Annotated in this window: 14 protein-coding genes and 1 pseudogene; 2 read left to right on the top strand and 13 right to left on the bottom strand. The window is 43.4% G+C overall.

Going from position 1 to position 17,622, the window contains the following annotated elements:
* From BM101_RS12840 to BM101_RS12875, 8 genes are all read right to left on the bottom strand, one after another.
* Positions 1-1,136, bottom strand: a 1,136-nt coding sequence (locus BM101_RS12840) for a thiamine pyrophosphate-dependent enzyme (protein WP_256212279.1), incomplete at its 3' end; no start/stop codon positions are given.
* A 375-nt stretch (positions 1,137-1,511) separates the two neighbouring features.
* Positions 1,512-2,354: an L-ribulose-5-phosphate 3-epimerase gene (locus BM101_RS12845; protein ID WP_087034169.1), complete on the bottom strand. Its 843-nt coding sequence runs from the start codon at positions 2,352-2,354 to the stop codon at positions 1,512-1,514.
* Positions 2,329-3,057 carry an L-ribulose-5-phosphate 4-epimerase gene (locus BM101_RS12850; protein ID WP_087034170.1) on the bottom strand — a complete coding sequence of 243 codons (729 nt, stop codon included), beginning with the start codon at positions 3,055-3,057 and terminating at the stop codon, positions 2,329-2,331. Before BM101_RS12850 ends, BM101_RS12845 begins: the two co-directional genes overlap by 26 nt.
* An 11-nt stretch (positions 3,058-3,068) precedes the next feature.
* Complete coding sequence (locus BM101_RS12855; RefSeq protein ID WP_087034171.1) at positions 3,069-3,356, bottom strand: PTS sugar transporter subunit IIB; 288 nt, start codon at positions 3,354-3,356, stop codon at positions 3,069-3,071.
* 37 nt (positions 3,357-3,393) lie between these two features.
* Complete coding sequence (locus tag BM101_RS12860) at positions 3,394-4,881, bottom strand: PTS ascorbate transporter subunit IIC (protein WP_218149942.1); 1,488 nt, start codon at positions 4,879-4,881, stop codon at positions 3,394-3,396.
* Positions 4,862-5,329 carry a PTS sugar transporter subunit IIA gene (locus tag BM101_RS12865; protein WP_087034173.1) on the bottom strand — a complete coding sequence of 156 codons (468 nt, stop codon included), beginning with the start codon at positions 5,327-5,329 and terminating at the stop codon, positions 4,862-4,864. Before BM101_RS12865 ends, BM101_RS12860 begins: the two co-directional genes overlap by 20 nt.
* 26 nt (positions 5,330-5,355) lie before the next feature.
* Positions 5,356-6,420, bottom strand: coding sequence for an L-ascorbate 6-phosphate lactonase (gene ulaG, locus BM101_RS12870; RefSeq protein WP_087034174.1), 1,065 nt, complete (start codon positions 6,418-6,420; stop codon positions 5,356-5,358).
* Between the two features lie 294 nt (positions 6,421-6,714).
* Positions 6,715-7,521, bottom strand: coding sequence for a DeoR/GlpR family DNA-binding transcription regulator (locus BM101_RS12875; protein ID WP_087034175.1), 807 nt, complete (start codon positions 7,519-7,521; stop codon positions 6,715-6,717).
* 411 nt (positions 7,522-7,932) lie between these two features.
* On the opposite strand from BM101_RS12875, the gene BM101_RS12880 reads away from it, so the two are divergent.
* Positions 7,933-8,361 (top strand): cupin domain-containing protein, encoded by a 429-nt coding sequence (locus tag BM101_RS12880; RefSeq protein ID WP_245825844.1) that lies wholly within the window; start codon positions 7,933-7,935, stop codon positions 8,359-8,361.
* Between the two features lie 568 nt (positions 8,362-8,929).
* Here BM101_RS12880 and BM101_RS12885 read toward each other — a convergent pair.
* From BM101_RS12885 to BM101_RS12900, 4 genes are all read right to left on the bottom strand, one after another.
* Entirely contained in the window at positions 8,930-10,177 is a 1,248-nt protein-coding gene (locus BM101_RS12885) for an MFS transporter (protein WP_087034176.1), read from the bottom strand.
* A gap of 358 nt (positions 10,178-10,535) precedes the next feature.
* Positions 10,536-11,903: an allantoinase AllB gene (gene allB / locus BM101_RS12890; protein ID WP_087034177.1), complete on the bottom strand. Its 1,368-nt coding sequence runs from the start codon at positions 11,901-11,903 to the stop codon at positions 10,536-10,538.
* A gap of 67 nt (positions 11,904-11,970) precedes the next feature.
* Positions 11,971-13,428, bottom strand: coding sequence for an allantoin permease (gene allW / locus BM101_RS12895; RefSeq protein ID WP_087034201.1), 1,458 nt, complete (start codon positions 13,426-13,428; stop codon positions 11,971-11,973).
* A gap of 369 nt (positions 13,429-13,797) precedes the next feature.
* Positions 13,798-15,012 (bottom strand): pyridoxal-phosphate-dependent aminotransferase family protein, encoded by a 1,215-nt coding sequence (locus tag BM101_RS12900; RefSeq protein ID WP_087034178.1) that lies wholly within the window; start codon positions 15,010-15,012, stop codon positions 13,798-13,800.
* 180 nt (positions 15,013-15,192) lie between these two features.
* On the opposite strand from BM101_RS12900, the gene BM101_RS12905 reads away from it, so the two are divergent.
* Positions 15,193-16,827, top strand: a complete 1,635-nt coding sequence (locus tag BM101_RS12905; RefSeq protein WP_087034179.1) for a PucR family transcriptional regulator — start codon at positions 15,193-15,195, stop codon at positions 16,825-16,827.
* Between the two features lie 668 nt (positions 16,828-17,495).
* On the opposite strand, the pseudogene BM101_RS14435 reads toward BM101_RS12905, so the two are convergent.
* Positions 17,496-17,622, bottom strand: a pseudogene (locus BM101_RS14435) (carbamate kinase); the annotation flags it as partial.

Below are 17,622 nucleotides of genomic sequence, written 5' to 3' on the forward strand. Positions count from 1 at the left end.
CCCCAGAAATAAGGGACAGCTTCACCCAATGCTTGGATGGCTTCCGCGCTGGTTACACGGCTTGCTTTCGCAGGGCTTCCCACTTCATAGACCGGCAATTTTGCTTGCCAGCCTTCCGGCAATTTGCCCGCCATCGCCTCTTCGAATTGTTGCGCCAATGCAGGATAAGCCGCTTTGTATTCGTTGAACAGCGCTGTCCATTCCGCCTCCACTTTTTGTCCTTTGGCAACCATCGTTTCATTGAAACGGGCTGTGACTTCCTCCGGCACACAGAAAGCTTCATCGGAACAGCCGTAGGCTGCTTTCGCGAAAGCGACGCCTTCCGCTCCCAGAGGAGCGCCATGAACTTTATGCGTCCCCGCATCGGGAGCGCCAAAGCCGATGATCGTTTTGATTTCGATCAAGGTCGGCTTCTCTGTTTCACCTTTCGCTTCTTCGATCGCTTTCGAGATGGCTTCCAGATCATTGCCGTCTTTCACCAAGATATGTTGCCAACCGTAAGCTTCGAAACGAGCCCCGACGTCTTCGGTGAAGGATTTTGAAGTCGGTCCATCCAATGAGATGTCGTTGGAATCATACAAACCGATCAGTTTACCCAATTTCAGATGACCTGCCAAGCTTGCCGCTTCATGGGAGATCCCTTCCATCAAATCGCCATCACCGTTCAGGAAGTACGTATAGTGATCCACAACCGGGAAGTTCTCTTTGTTGTAGGCAGCCGCTAAATGCGCTTCCGCCATCGCAAAACCGACTGCATTGGCGATCCCTTGTCCCAAAGGACCGGTGGTCGCATCCACGCCATCTGTATCATGAACTTCCGGATGTCCTGGCGTTTTGCTGCCGAACTGTCGGAAGTTTTTCACGTCATCCAGGCTCACATTGAAGCCAGCCAAGTGCAACAGGCTATACAACATGGAGGAACCATGTCCAGCGGATAGGACGAAACGGTCCCGGTCTGCCCATTGGCTATTTTTAGGGTTAACCTTTAGATGCTTTGTCCATAAAGCATACGCCATCGGCGCTGCCCCCATCGGCAGACCGGGGTGGCCTGAATTTGCCTTTTGGACAGCCTCTATACTTAGTGTACGTACTGTGTTTACCGCTAACTCGTCGATTTGATCAAAATTTCTTTGCATAATGATGAATACCCTCTCTTCCTAAGAAAAGCTGAACGGGTTCGTCCAGCCCTGATTATCGTAAACGTGTTCTGAATCCCAAGTAACATTTGCATCATTTGTATTAGTACAAAAATTGCGAAAGACCTCAAACGTCGCACTGTGACGTTTGAGTGTCTAATTTGACTACCACACGCGGATAAAAAACGTCCGCTTCGTGTTAGTCCTCTTAGTGCTCGATTTCTAAACGGGATTCATCGCACTCTGCATAAACGTGTTCTAAAAAACAGACCCGAATCACTTCACGAATAATGCTCAGATGGTCTGTGACCATCCTCCGCTTATTCGCTCCAGTGATTCGGGTCTAAGCGTTTTTTGTCACACTCTCAAACTCAATTAATAGCCAACTTTTTGAAATTTCCCTTTTAAGAAAGTTTGTGCGAACTGGACATCCTCCAGCCAATTTTCTTGCCCTATGTACCAGAATTCGGCAACAAAACGGCGAACGCCTTCTTCCCACATCGTCGTAATAGTCTCTTCAAAAGAAACGTGTCCCGTACCGAAAGGTATTTCACGGAAATGGCCTGGAATCGTTTCTTTTAGATGCGCTGCAACCATATGTCCTCGTCCTGTATGGATATCCTCACGAACAGATTTATCGCTTGATAGGGAAGCATTTTTCAAGTTCCCCGTGTCAGGATAGACCTGCAGGTATGGCGATTGGATGATATCCACGTATTTCATCGCCTTTTCCACCGTATTCATGAAGGCTGTTTCCATCGTTTCGAATCCTAAAAGCACCCCTTTTTTGCTCGCCATATCCACTGCTTTTTGCAGGTTTTCAACGAAGAATTCTTGGGTCTGCTGATCTCCTTCTTCGTAGTAAACATCATAGCCTGCCAATTGGATGATGCGGATCCCCAAATCATCCGCTAAATCAATTGCTTTTTCCATGATCAGCAAGCTTTTTTCGCGGATAAGCGGATCATGCGACCCTAACGGATATTTCCGATGGCCGCTAAGACACATGGATCGGATGGGCAGCCCGACTTCATACATGGCATCCAGAATTTCTTTCCGCTCTTGTTTGCTCCATTCGAGCCGCGCAAGTTTCTCATCGGTTTCATCGACACTCATTTCCAAAAAATCATAGCCTGCATTTTTCGCAACCGTCAGTTTTTCCGTCCATGTCAAATTGCCGGGCATGGCTTTTTCATAGATTCCCAACGTGTATTCCATCTTGCCCCTCCTTGACCTGTCCATAGTAGGCTCCTGGACCGTGTTTTCTAAGGAAGTGTTTATCCAAAAGTTCTTGTTGCATGGATTCGATTGTTGGATTCATGACCCGGTTCCGCCATGACATCATAGCGACTTCCTCCATGACCACCATGTTATGGACCGCATTGAAGGCATCCGTCCCCCACGCAAACGGACCATGGCTATGGACCAACACGCCCGGAACTTGATTCTCATCGATAGCTTCAAACGTTTCGACGATTACTTTCCCTGTTTCCAGTTCATACGATCCTTCAATCTCGTCGGGGGTCATTCTGCGGGTGCAAGGGATCGTTCCGTAAAAATAATCCCCTTGCGTCGTTCCATATGCTGGAATCGCTACACCGCCTTGCGCCAAAGTGGTTGCCCATGGCGAGTGCGTGTGGACTACGCCGCCGATATCCTTGAAATTCCGATATAGTTCCAGATGTGTATCCAAATCCGAAGATGGTTTCAGATCCCCCTCCACGACCTGGCCTTCCAGGTCAACGACAACGATGTCTTCCACCGTCATGTCATCGTATTCGACCCCGGACGGCTTGATCGCAATCACATTTCTCTCACGGTCAATCTCCGAAACATTGCCCCAGGTAAATTTCACCAAGCCGAATTCCGGCAATAGCAAGTTAGCTTCCAGCACCCTTTTTTTCAATTCACTGTATGTCATGGGATCACCGCCTACTCGCCTAAAACGATTGCGCGGACTTTTTCTTCGATCTCTTTTTCGGATAAGAGATTTTTCAATCCGATGATTTTCGTTTTGCTTTGGTCTACATTTTTGAATACATCCAGTAAAGAGTTTGAACAAACAACCACATCGTAGTTCGAAGCTAGTGTTTTTGCTTCAGAAACCGCACAATGATGGATTTCCAAAGGGATATTTAATTTTTTGAAAACATTCGTAATCTTCATCTTAATGATTTGGCTTGAGCCCATTCCACTTCCACACGCAGCTAATACTTTCATTTTCAATTCCTCCTATATATTCTTTTGCACTGTCTATTTATGCTATTTCCGAGCTCATTTCTGCTTGGTTTTCTGCTTGAATCTCTTCTTGATATTGTTCATAATCTTCCGCAATCATGAAGTAATGTTTTTTGTTTTTACGGTATTGCAACTGCGGTATCAAAAGCATTCCGATGACGATTGCAGCGACGCCGGCATAACCGCCGTATTTCATGATCACTCCGTAGCCCAACCATAAAGTATCCCAGTCGAAGTTACCGTGCCAGCCACCGAATTGGGAAAGCTGGAAGAGATATGCTGCGAGGCCGCCGCCCAGAACTTGAATGACACCTGAAAGGAATGGGATGATCATTGCGGCTCTCATCCCGCCTTTGTGGTTTGCATATACAGCGAAGGTTGCATTATCAAAGAATAGGGGTACGAATCCGGAAATGACCAACACCGGGCTCTTGAATACCACTAAACCGATGATGGCAAGGAATTGTCCCAAGGCTCCGAACAGGAATCCAAACGTAACGGCGTTTCCTGGGCCGAATCCATATGTTGCCGCACAGTCGATGGCCGGCATGGAACCAGGCAATAATTTATTGGAGATCCCTTGGAATGACTCCGTCAATTCCGACACGAACATGCGGACACCAAGTTGTAATATTTGCAGATACACTGCGAAGTATAGCGATTTTTCCAGGATATAGAACACGAAATTGCGCTGGCCTGTGTAAGTCGCATCGATGGTCATCATCAAATCTTTCCCTAGAATCCCCATGATGATGCCGAAGAATAGAAACATCAAAATGCTTGTAGCGACGACGCTTTCTTTAAAGATGGACAGGAAACCTGGCAACGTGACATCTTCTAATTTTTTGCTGTTTTTACCGAATTTACCGGCAACCTTATCGGTCAACCAGACACCGAACATTTGTTGATGCCCGATTGCAAATCCGCCGCCTTCGGTTAAATCTTGCGTTGCTTCGACGGTCAAATTAGAGAAGACTGACCAATACGTTCCCAACAAAAGACCCAACATAACGATGACGCCTGCATCTTGCAGTTGCGGAAAAGCGAACAAGACTAGCCATAAAGCCGTTGAAGACTGTTGTACCATAATATGGCCGGTGATGAATACGGTCCGGACTTTTGTATACTTACGGAAGATGACCAGCACGATATTGACCATGAAGGCAATCAGCAACACGATAACCATCAGGCTGAAGGAACGTCCGGCACTTTCTATCGCTTGTTGCGCAGCCGTCTGGCCGAAATAAGGATCGATTACGACTGCCGATAGGTTAAATCTTTCTTTTAGGCCTGCCAGGATTGGGCGGAAATTACTGACCAACCCCCCTGCAGCTACATTTAAGACTAAATAACCGACCGTCGCCTTGATGAATCCGGCAAGTGCGTCATAGATGGGTCTGCCCAGCAGCAAATAGCCGACAAATACAATAATACCGAGGAAGAAAGCAGGTTGCGTTAAGATATTAACTTGAAAGAATGTCCATGCACTAATTAATAGTTCCAAGATACTCACCCTCTATTTCCATAATTTTCTCTAAATCAGCGACAGAATTTGCTTGAATAAAAGCATCTACGACAGTTTCATCAGACAGCAAGGTCACAAGCGATGATAAATTCGCTAAATGCTTTTCATTATCCGTTGAAGCTAAAACGAAGAAGATGCGTGCTTCATACTCTGCGGCAGGTCCAAAATTCACCGGCTTTTTCGTACGCATAAAACAGATAGCGGTTTCATTGACTCCCTTGCCTTCTTGCGCATGCGGAATGCAAATATCCGGCGCGATGACGATATATGGTCCAAATTCCCCGACATTTTCAATGATATATTCCGGATATTCTTTTTCAATGACTCCTTCTTCGATAAGCGGTTGACAAGCAGCACGAATGCTGTCTTGCCAACTGTCGAATCCTTCATGGAAAGAATACCTTTGATTTTTGATGACTTCATCTAACATATGATCTCTCCTTATCGGTGCTGATTTTATAGGAATGAAGTAAACGGTACGTCATTTTCGATGCTGAATACATCGTCAAAGCCTCGGTTGAAATTGAATTCCATTCTGTCTTTGTCATCCGGATAAACGAATTTGCCGCCCACTTGCCAAATATATGGCTTGAATCCGTATTGCAGGCGATCTTTTTTGAATTTCCATAATTCCACTAATTCCTTAGGATCGGCTTGGAAGTTTGACCAGATATCATAGTGAACCGGGATGACCACTTTCGCTTTCAACGATTCTGCCATTCTTAACATATCCACTGAAGTAACCTTATCGGTGATCCCTCTTGGATTTTCGCCGAATGCCCCTAGGCAAACATCCACTTGATGATCATTGCCATGTTTTGCGAAATAGTTGCAGTAGTGAGAATCGCCTGCATGATATAAATTGCCGCCGGATGTTTTGAATAGGTAGTTGACTGCGATTTTATCCATGTCTTGCGGCATTTTCCCTCTTAATACTTCACCTTCCGAAGCTGTAACCAACGCTGTGCGATCGAATGCTTCCAATGCGACGATTTCGATATCCTTTATTTTTACACTGTCGCCCGGTTTTACGACGACACATTTTGCTTCAGGCACTCCCCAACCAATCCATGTATCCACAACCGCTTGCGGGCCCACAAATTTCACATCTTCGCTTGAATTTTTCAAAACAGCCGCTGCCGTATTGATGTCCAAGTGATCCGAATGGATATGTGTCACAACCAACGCATCCACATTTTTCACTTCGAATGGATCGATGACAAACGGTTGAACCCTCAGATTCGGCTGCATATTTTGAACGCCGCTCATTCGTTGCATCTGGTGTCCGTCTTTCATCTTCCCGCTGCCGTGCGATTGTTTGCCTGTGCCGCACCACAAATCACAGAGGATGTTTGTCGACTCATGGGATTTCAGCCAAATCCCTGTACAGCCTAGCCACCACATTGCGAATGTATTTTCAGCCACGACTGTTTCTTCGATTTCTTCGTTTAACCATGTGCCCCATTCCGGAAAAGTACTCAATACCCAAGATTCTTTTGTTACCTCATCAATTTTGCTCATTTTCTTCACTCCTCTAATTTTTTTGAAGTTGATCACTTTTATGATTGTTTCGCTTGCGATTCGTAAAACACTCATAAAACGAACATATCTTTCGATGAAGTAATCATACAATAAAACGTTTTCATTGACAACGGGTTGGAATCAAACAATCTTTATGTTTTTTTTATGAACGTTTCAAAATTTATGAACGCTTTATAGACCGCTAAAAAGATTCATCCCGATTGCTGAACAAAAAAACAGCCGAACGGACCAAGGATTCCCCTTACTCCGTTCGGCTGCTGTACATTCACTGGATTAAGATTCAGTGTTTATCTCACCCGCATCGTTACTGTCTGAAACAAACAGGACCTTCACGCCCTTGGCTTCGATTTTTTTGATTTGTTCTTTATCCGCAGAATGATCCGTAATCAAATGTGTGATCAGGCTGATATCTGCGGTAAAAAAATTATGTTCCCGGCCAACTTTACTCCCTTCGGCAACGACGATCCGCGGCCCATTCGTCCGCTCCAAAATCAATTTATTGACCGCTGTTTCCGGCAATGCAAAAGTTGATATGCCCTTTTCATTGATGCCGCCTACGCCCAGGAAACAAATATTTGCCGTCACCCTAGAGAAGGTATGCAACGCGAAATCCCCTACCAAGGACTTTTTCTTTTCATAAATCTCTCCACCGGATAAAACCACTTCCGCCTTCGAAGTCGGATTTCTAAAAATTGCCCGTCCATTGTTCGTTATGATTGTCACATTGCGATCCGCCAAATAATTAAGCAGCAGGAAAGCAGTCGACCCTGAGTTGATGAAAATCATATCCTGATCATGCACCAGCGTGGAAGCCAGCTTAGCGATTTCTTGCTTTTTCGACCGTTGAGGCCTCACGGCTGGAAACTCTTCTTTCTGAAAAGCACCCTCAATCAGACGTGCCCCACCATAGAAACGCTCGATCAGATGCTGATCATCAAAGCTTTGCAAATCTCGTCTGATGGTTATCTCTGATACATTAAGTTCCTTCGCTAAATCCTCTACCAAGATGACACGTTTCTCCTGGAGGGCTTTTAATATGTTCTGCCTTCTTTTAAAAACTACCCCTTGACTCGATTTCATGAATCCACCTCGATGTTTTTCTTTTATTGTACATAAAACAAACGAAAAATCAAAATAAAAGACACTAAGTGGACACTAAACGTTCATTTTTTCGTATTATTGCTTTCCGTTAGATGAAAACACAACATGAATCGCTGAAGAATGTCTTATCATTGTTGGAGACATTCTATGATTCAGGACTAAATTTGAACCTTTCCTACCCAATCGGTTCACTCATCTGCCTATTCTAGAAAACTAATCTTTTTCATTGTGCATTAAGCATAATTTTTTTTATTTTTTATATATATTATGCATTGTTGGCGTTTTCTTCGATTGCTATACTATGTGTATATTCTTTTTGTGATTGTTTGAACAAAAAGGAATTAAAGCGCTATTACGCGTATTGACAGTATACTAAAAGGAGAGAGTTATATGGAAAAAGGACAGAATATGACAAGTGAAATGAGTAACAAAGATGCAGGCAGAGAATGTTGTAATCAATCAAAAATTGAGGAACGTTTATTCAAGCTTGAAGATATCGTTTCTTTTGATCCATCTGCAGGAAAGAAAACGATTTTCTATGAAACAGGCTGCATGGCTGGTGCAGTGTGGTGCCTGGAGCCCGGTCAGAAAGTGCCGAATCATTCCCACTCCACCTCTGATGATATATGGATCTGCGTACAAGGTACCGGAACTTTCTATCCTGGTTTCGGCGAAAAAATTGAGATTACAAAAGGCGATATCATTTTTTCCGAAAAAGGGCAACAACACGGCATGGTCAATACCGGCGATGAGCGCTTTATTTTTGTCGGCGTAGCAGGCCCTATACCGATGGACTACATTGCCCATGATGATCTATAAAAATCAATGATACGCTTATTCAGACTCGTATGAGAGGTGGCTTTACGCCGCTCTCATACGAGTTTTTATTATTTAATGGCATTTTCAAGAAAAATTGAAAGGATTCGTTCAGCCCTGAACAAGGAAGCATTGTGCCCAAAATGCGGTCAAGTGCCCTTCGCAACGTTCCCTACGGTCACCTTGTACTGGGACTATAAGGGATGAATCCCTAAGACTCCCATGCAAATGAGCATCGCAGAGCGCATTTGCTAAGAGACTTCTAAATCCTGTTCTGAGGAATCAACGTGACCGTACCGATCAGTACCTCAAACATCGTCGTGCGACGTTTGAGGTACCTCTTAGAAGTTTTTTTAGATGGCGTAGATGACAAGAACTAATGCCTTGTTGAACACTATGTCTTGGCTCGCAGAGACAAGACATTCCTTCATCCATCCCTTTTCCGAAGGACTAACCCGTGAAGCACCTACAATGATGAGCTTTTATATTCAAAGAATTTAGGCTTCCCTAGATGTGAATACATAAAAATACCCCTATTCCTTTTAAAAGGGAACAGGGATATTTTTTGATATTAAGCTTTTTTTCTTCTGCCGTTCACAAAGTAAAAGATGGTCGTTCCCACCAGGATGATGATGACCGACAAGTAGAAGGCATATACTTTAGAACCGGTGGCATCCGAGATGGCGCCTGTCAAAGATGGCACGATGACAGATGAGCTCATTCCGAAGAAGTTGAAAAAGCCTAATGTTGTCGCTATCCCCTTCTTCGGCGCATTCTCGCCCAACCAGGAAATGATGAGAGGCTCCACAGCTAGTTTTCCGAAAAACCCATAGGAGATTAACCCAATCATCAAGAATGTCTTGTTGGGTGCCTGTACCGCAATGAACAGCATAGCTGCAGCCACCAACTCCAAGAAGATGATTAAACTGATTTTTTTATGCGCAAATTTATCAGCAATTCGGCTGAAGAACAATGCACCAGGAATGGCAGCGAAGAACACCATCGATGAAGCCAAGCCGATGGTCGCACCTTCAAAGCCACGTTCCGTGGATAAAAAGTTCGGAAGCCACGTATCGGTTAAATAATAGGCGTAACATGTCGCAAAGTATAGGCAATAGGCACCAATCATCTGCGGACGCATTAAATCTTTCAACGTTGATTTTTCCTCGGGGATTTCCGCGATGAGCTGCGTATGGGCTACCAGTTCAGCAGTTTCCTTATTTCCCCGGATAAATTTCCAGAAGATGAATACCATGATCATAATCAGGGAGAATGTGAAAAACATCATATATTGCCAAGGCATTCCCAATTGTGCTACGAAATAACTGGAGGATATCATCCCCAACCCGCTACCTACTGCCGTCCCGCTGTTCACAATTGCAATGGACAAGCTTTTCCTTGAACTTGGGACATGGTGAGACATCAAAGAATAGGCTACTCCATAATAAGTACCACAGCCCACGCCGGCTAAAACGCTACCAATATATAGCACCGGCAATGTACCCGCAAGACCCACAACCAAGGCTCCGATGCCGAACAATAAAAACCCGGGAATCATTATTTTCTTCTGCCCGAATTTATCCACCAGCAACCCTGAAGGAATCTGCATCAATACGTATCCCAGAAAATAAAAACTGGATATGGAACCCAACTGCGAACCGGATGCGCCTCCAAAATAGGTGCTGATTTCCGGGTAAATCGGTGCAAGCGCAGTCCGGTAAACCCAGATGGCTATCCAGCCGGCCGTTAAAACAAAGATGATCTGTTTCCAATAGACTGTTTTCTTTTTTACTACTGTTGTTGCTTCTGTCTCAACCATTGTATCTCTCCTTTGATATTAATTTTAATGATACCGGTATGGCAATGGCTGTAACCGGTCATTTTTTCTTTTCGGTAAAACTTTGTTAACCTTCAATGATGTAGCTGACTCTATTATATGTTCTCTTCAACAAAGTATCCCTGTGCGTTTCAAACAAATTTAACGGTCATTTTGTATCATTCTACAACTTCCCCTATTTATATTAGGCAATTGAGCAGACTTACGACTGCAGCAATGAAAGGCTCAACGATTTGATCAGGCATATAGACAGAAAAGGATCCGGGGACAGATTTCCCGGATCCTTCTCTTCCTATTCATTTTGGCAAAATATGTGGGTCGTTTATTAGTATGACGCGATTTATTTTAGGATGAATTGTCCTGGACGAGTGTCCACTACGCCATCTTCTTGGCTATAGACTGTTTCTCCACGAAGAATCGTTCTTGCTACCTGCGCACCGATTTCGCGACCGATGTACGGGCTGATTTTGTTTTTGTATTCTAAGTCTTCAGCTTGAAGTGTGTATGGCGCATTTGGTTTGATCAGCACGAAGTCGGCATCTTTGCCGATAGAGATGCGTCCTTTTGAATTCAAGCTGTAAAGGTCTGCAGGGTTTGTTGCGATGATGTCAGCAAACATTTTCAGGGACATGCCGCGTTTTTGAACGCCTTCATCAAACAACACATCCACATTGTTTTGTACGCCTGGAATACCTCCCCAAGCTTCGAAAGCATTTTCTTTATCTTTCAAATCTGGTGTACATGGTGAGTGATCGGAAGTCACGAATGCAATTTCACCTGCTAAAACTTTTTTCCACATACCATTTTGGTTTTCTTTGTCGCGGATTGGTGGTGAGCATTTCACAACTGGCCCAATTGCATCCAATTCTGAAGTATCGAAGTATAAGTAATGCGTACATGTTTCACATGTAACATCGACACCTTCATTGCGGGCCTTCGTTACTTCTTCTACACCTTCTGGGCAAGCAACGTGACAGATATGGATGCGGCAGCCTGTTTCTTTAGCGAATAAGATAGCACGTCTGATCGGTTCAACTTCAGTGAATACAGGGCGGGTTGCTACATAAGCTGCCAGCGTCGTTTCGCCATTTTTATAGGCGATTTCGCCCAATTTATCCGTGATAGTAGCATTTTCTGCATGAATTGCCAAAACTTTACCGGTTTTCGCAATTTGTTTCATGCCTTCATATAAAGTATAATCATCCGCATTCATGAAATCGCCTTCAATAGAACGGTCTCCACAAGTTGCCATGAAGCATTTATAAGCTGCAACGCCGCCTTCATCCAATTCTTGAATACCACCTTCGATATTGAATGGAACAAGTCCACCAAATGAAGCAACATCGGCAGTCAATTTATTTTCGCCTGCAGCGTATTTGATTTTCAAAGAAGCTGCATCCACAGTCGCAGGGACTTGGTTCAAAGGCATTTCCATGAAAGAAGTGACCCCGCCTTTTGCACAAGCTTTCGTTCCTGTTAAATAGCCTTCCCATTCATCACGGTAGCTGCCGCCTGGATCAGTGATATGCACATGAGCATCCACCATACCAGGACTGACAACAAGCCCTTGAGCGTCGATTACTTCACTAGCTTCACCAAGATCCGAACCGATCGCTACGATTTTTCCGTCTTTCACGGCTACGTCTGTTTCAACTTCACCATTGTCTAAAATAACCAGTCCATTTTTGATAATCAAATCATAATTCATGTGTTTTCCTCCTAAGATAATTTATATATATTTTAATATATTTGAAACCAAGTTTTAAGGAAAGAGACTATTTTTTAGCCTTTTTCAGGAGAAGATAAATACCGAATGCCAATGCGGATCCCACAATCCAAGACAAGTTGGATATGATTTGCAAAGCAGGGATAAATTGCCCGCTTACAGAAATGACTAGTGCTGCAATAGTGGCGATATATGCCTCCACATTCACACCGCGATAAATATTTTTTGAATTATCCGCCGTTGTATCCATATATAAGGCATCCAAATCGATTTCTTGTTTCTTGACGAAATAGTAGTGTGCCAGCATGACACCCGCAACCGGACCAAGTACAGCACCGATGATGTTCAAGAAGGCAAAGATACTGCCTGCATTTTCCATCAATTTCCAAGGCATAATCAAAAAGCTGATGACAGATGCAATGATAACACCCTTTTTGTAATCAACTGATTTAGGGAACAACGCGGATAATTGATATGCTGCCGGGATGATATTCCCTGTCGCATTCGTCGAAACCGTTGTCATCAAGAATACAATTACCGCTATACTAGCAGCAGGCACACTGTCCCATTTGTTGACGATATTCAGAACGTTCCACTCCTGTACACCAAAGTGGATGGAACCGCCGATTAAAATGGCTACGCTTGAGAAGGCAAAGATCAGGTAAGCGACCAACAAACTTGCCGTCTGCCCCACCGTTTGAGCACGCGTGGAGGTTGCATTTTGGGTGAAATCAGAAACACTTGCTCCCGGTGCAGCCCAAACGGAAAGCACTGAATTAATGATGATGAAATAGGCAAGGAAAGGTGTATAGTGCTGAACACCAGCTCCCGTTGGAACGTAGGACAAGATATTGCCGATCCCGCCACCAACGCTGACTGCCCAAATGGCCATGCCGCCAAACACTATATAGATTAATGGGTTAAGGATTGCTGTAAATTTATTAAGCGCTCCTCCACCACCAATACCAATCAATAAGTTTATTGCCCAAAAAATAGTGAATGTAATCAAGCCTGGCATGCTTAGGCCGAAGAAGTTGAACCCTCCACCTAGCGTCAGGAACCCTGGCCATAGTTTGCCGATCAAAATAAGCAATGCCAACGAACCAGCATAATTCTGCAAACCGAACCACGCAATGGCTGCCACACAACCTCTCAAGAAACCTGGCAGTTTAGCGCCTAAATCCCCGTATGTCGAACGTAGATGCATGGCAAACGGGATACCGTATTTTGAACCTGCGCGACCATTGTAAACCATAAATGCGCTGACTGCCAATGAGCTTACGATAAGAGCTAACATAACATTAATGGGCGATAAACCTAGAAATAGAAATCCACCTACCGCCGTATAGTTCGGAATGTTATGAACCGAACCCATCCACAGTGTGAAATAGTTTTTGGAACTCATATTCCGCTTATCTGCTGTTTTTGGGAGCAGGTCATCATTATACCCCCGTTCCTTGAAATCCTTAATCTCTTCTTCGTTTACAAAAAAATCAACTTCTTGCATGTTTATTTCTTCCTTGCTTGCTTGCATTCAAACCCCTCCTCGTTTTGGAATCGCTATCAATCATTGATAAGCTTATTGTACAGGCACATAAAAACGTTTACATCATGAGTGGTGTACAAATCTATTTTTCGGATTGTGCACACTATACAAAATAATTCTTTGTCCTTTCAGCACATCCCAAAGCATGTTGATTTAAAAAGCTCTATCCACTATTTGTATATTGTGTATTCTATACAAAGTATGAGGGAATGTAAAAAATCTCATAACGCAAACATCGTATTAGCTGATACCCCCTTCAGTCTAAAAGCAAAGAAAACTATCAAACAGAGGCAAATCTGTTTGATAGTTCCCTTGTGCAAGGCTTAAATGCTATTTATGTTCTTGATAGACACGGAGAGCTGCCATCACACCTTCGCCGCGGTTGATTTCCGCACCGTGGAAGACAAGCGCAGCTTCAAAAGCTGCCAATACATGCAGCACATTTTCTTTTCTGCTGCTGAAACCCATGTTACCGATGCGCCATATTTTCCCTTGTAAAGGACCGAAAGAGGATGCAATTTCTACACCGAATTCATTTAACAGCATGGAACGAACCGCTTCGCCATCGATACCTTCCGGAATGAGGATTGGAGTGACGGTAGGCATCTTTGTTTCCAGATCCCCATAAAGTTTCAACCCCATCGCTGCAATCCCGGCTTGAATGGCCTCATCATTTACACGATGGCGCTCGTAGCCGTTCTCGATGCCTTCTTGAATCATCAGTCTGAGGCCCTCATGCAGAGCATAAATCATGCTGGTTGCTTCTGTGTGGTGATTGATTCTTTCATTACTCCAGTAACGTTGCAACTGACTCAAATCAAGATAATTGCTGCTGATGTGCCTTTCGTTTCTGAAATCTTTGCTGAGACCCAGTTCTTTTTGGTAACGGCTTGTCAATACTTTTTCAACGCGCTCATTATACGTGATGAGAGACATCCCTGATGGGACGCCGACACATTTCTGGGTACCGGCGATGGCGATATCGATTCCCCACTCATCAACCTTAACTGGTGCTCCGCCATATGTCGCAACTGTATCCACCACAAAAAACACGTCGTTTTCCTGACAGTACTCCCCTATTTTTTCCAATGGTTGCATCTGGCCGTTTGCTGTTTCGCCATGGATGAGGGCAACAATCTTAGGCTGATGTTCTTTGATTGCTTGGATTATATCGCTTTGATCAAAAATGCTGTCCCACTCTTTCTCAAGATAAACAACGTCAGCTTTAGCCCGTTCGCTTATTTCACCCAACAGATACGCAAAACGCCCATATGCGGGAATAAGCACTTTATCCCCCGGCTCGATCAAGCCGATCAGAGCAGCTTCCAAGCCAGAGCGCGAGGTGCCATCAATGGCAAAAGCTTGTTCATTCTTTGTCTGAAAAGGAACTTTAATCATCTCTTTGACTTCATCCATAATTTTAAGAAAAGCCGGATCGAATTGTCCTAAAATAGGTATTCCCATCGCACGAAGCACTCTTGGATGTGCTTCTACTGGGCCAGGTGTCATGATTGTCCGTATTGGTGCATTTATTTCACTATACATGTCGATTCCTCCCGAAGGTTTAATTGATGTGCTACTGTTATTTTTATCTTAACATCCTCATTTTGAAATACATTGGGCAAGATGAACAAAAAGAAATATTTTTTGTTCATTTTGACCGAAATACTACTTGATGATGGTTCCGTTTTCATTTAAAATAAAACCCATAGGAGATGTGATTTCATGACAACAATGAACGAATTATTAAGTATTCCCCGCTTTTCTGATTTAAAGATGCTGACCGCAGGAGCGGATCTGTCCCGAACGGTCAAAAGCATAGAAATCTCGGAAACTCCCGATATCGCTTTCTATATTCCAAAGCATGTTTTCTTGCTGACTACCGCCATGTCTTACAAAGATAATCCGGAAGGATTGATTTCTCTCATCGATTCCTTAATCCGTGTAGAATCAGCCGGATTGGGAATTAAGGTTGGCCGTTTTTTAGAAGAGATCGATCGGAACATAATCGATTATGCAAATTCCGTTCATTTCCCTTTAATCCAGATTCCCAGCACAACAACCTTGGGGACTTTATCCCATCAGATGCTCAGTTATCTTTGGAACCAAAAAACGGAACAAATGTCCTTCGCGTTGGATATTCAAAAACGCTTTTCCAATCTTTTGATGAACGATGCCAGTATCGCGCGATTCATTTCCGACTTCGGCAAAATGATCAAAACGCCCGTTATCCTATTGAATCCCTTCAGAGAAGTGATTGCCCATTCCAAACATTTTACACATACAAGCAAACCTGCTGAATATTATGTGGAACAAGTATTGCAGAAGAAACCACAGCTGAAGGCTGATGCGACCGACTCGTTCTTGATCAATGATATGGACGATCGGGAAATGCAAATTTCCATCTACCCCATTCAGGCATACAGCCATTTCCCCTACTATCTTTTGATTTTAAAACCGGAAAATATTCCCTATCCCGTTTCCGAATTTGCGGTGGATCAGGCCTGTATGGTACTCTCGTTCGTCATCTTTAAAAACCTAAAGGTGGAAGAGTCTCTACAAAATCTAAGAAGCGATTATTTCACTCAATTAACGGAAAGCCTACAGCTACCCAATGCCAAACAAAAAAATTGGCTGGATTTGGGCCATGGATTCGGCATTGTCAATTCGCACTATTATCAAGTCGTTTATGTAAACTGCCGCTTCGACCAACAGAACGAATTGAAAAAAAAATACAATCATGAAAAAGTACAATTGGCTTCCCAATGGCTTTCCGAAAAACTGGCTAATTATTTTCGTGATTCCCTTATTTTCCAATTAAAAAACACAAATCATCTGGTCCTCCTACTACAGACAAAGAATGATGCGCTTGATGAAATACTGGAAACGACCGCGGATGATCTGGAAAAAATACTCCCTATATCCCTAGCGTTCTCTTACGGACATGCTTATGAAAAAATAGAGATGATAACCAGTTCCTTTATCGAAGCAAAAATTGCCTTCGAGGAAGGATTCGGGCAAGATATTCAACCAAGAATCAACCATTACCGCCCACAAGGTATGATGAGCCTATTTGAACGCATACAATCTGATGAAATCCGCTATTTCTGCCAATCAATCCTGCAAGAGTTAGCTTATCCGAAAGAAGATGCGATGATTGAATTACGAAAAACCTTAAAAGCATACTTGGATTACCAATGCGAAATAACAAAAACATCAAAAGCATTGTTCATCCACCGTAATACCGTGAAATACCGGATTGACCATTGCGAAGAAATACTCGGCAAGTCCATCGATGACCCATCATTCAGCCTCAATCTTCGACTGGCATTAGAGCTTTCACAAAATAATGATGAGTGACATTGTACTAGCCAAAAATGGTTTTGATGGGGCATTTTATCTATTGAGATAAGAGAATCGCATTCACAAAATCCAGAAGAGGATTTTTCTCTTTTTGGCTTTTTTATATTGCCTAAAGAAGATTGAATCGGATAAAAATCCGATTACGGAAATGAAAACAGTTCCTGTAGCCGTAAGAAATCCGCTTAATGATCTTTTGTTTGAGAATAACCTCCACTTTGATAAAGAAAACCGCGTTAAAATGGGTATGGATTTCCATTTTAACGCGGTTTTCTCATTTGTTTTAACACTTTGTATCATGGATACGACATTATCAGTAGCCTCAATCACGAGTGACAGGTTGTTTACCATTTTATGCCTCTTGTACAACAAGTAAGCACACTGTGGGTGTGACGCTATTGTACAGGAGATATTTCTTTTTGTATTTTCCACAAAAAAGAGGCTGGGATAAAAGTCCTAGCCTCGTTCGCATTTCCTAACAATTAATCGTAAACGTGTTCCAAAAAGCAGACCTGAAGTCACTTCACGAATAATGCTCAGACGGTCTGCGACCATCCTCCGCTTATTCGCTCCAGTGATTCGGGTCTAAATGCTTTTTGTCTCACTCTCCATTTATTATAGAACCAAGCTTTTCGGCTATTACAAATATTTTTTTACATTCAATCCGACTACGCGTTGACAATGCGTGTGCCGGCAAAACCTGACAGCGCTTCTGCTGCTTGATCCAAAGAACAGATGATAGATTTTTTACCCTGCGCGGCAAAATCAATGGCAGCTTCCATTTTTGGTCCCATG

Origin of the sequence: Trichococcus palustris, assembly GCF_900114465.1 — a bacterium.
GTDB classification, from domain to species: domain Bacteria; phylum Bacillota; class Bacilli; order Lactobacillales; family Aerococcaceae; genus Trichococcus; species Trichococcus palustris.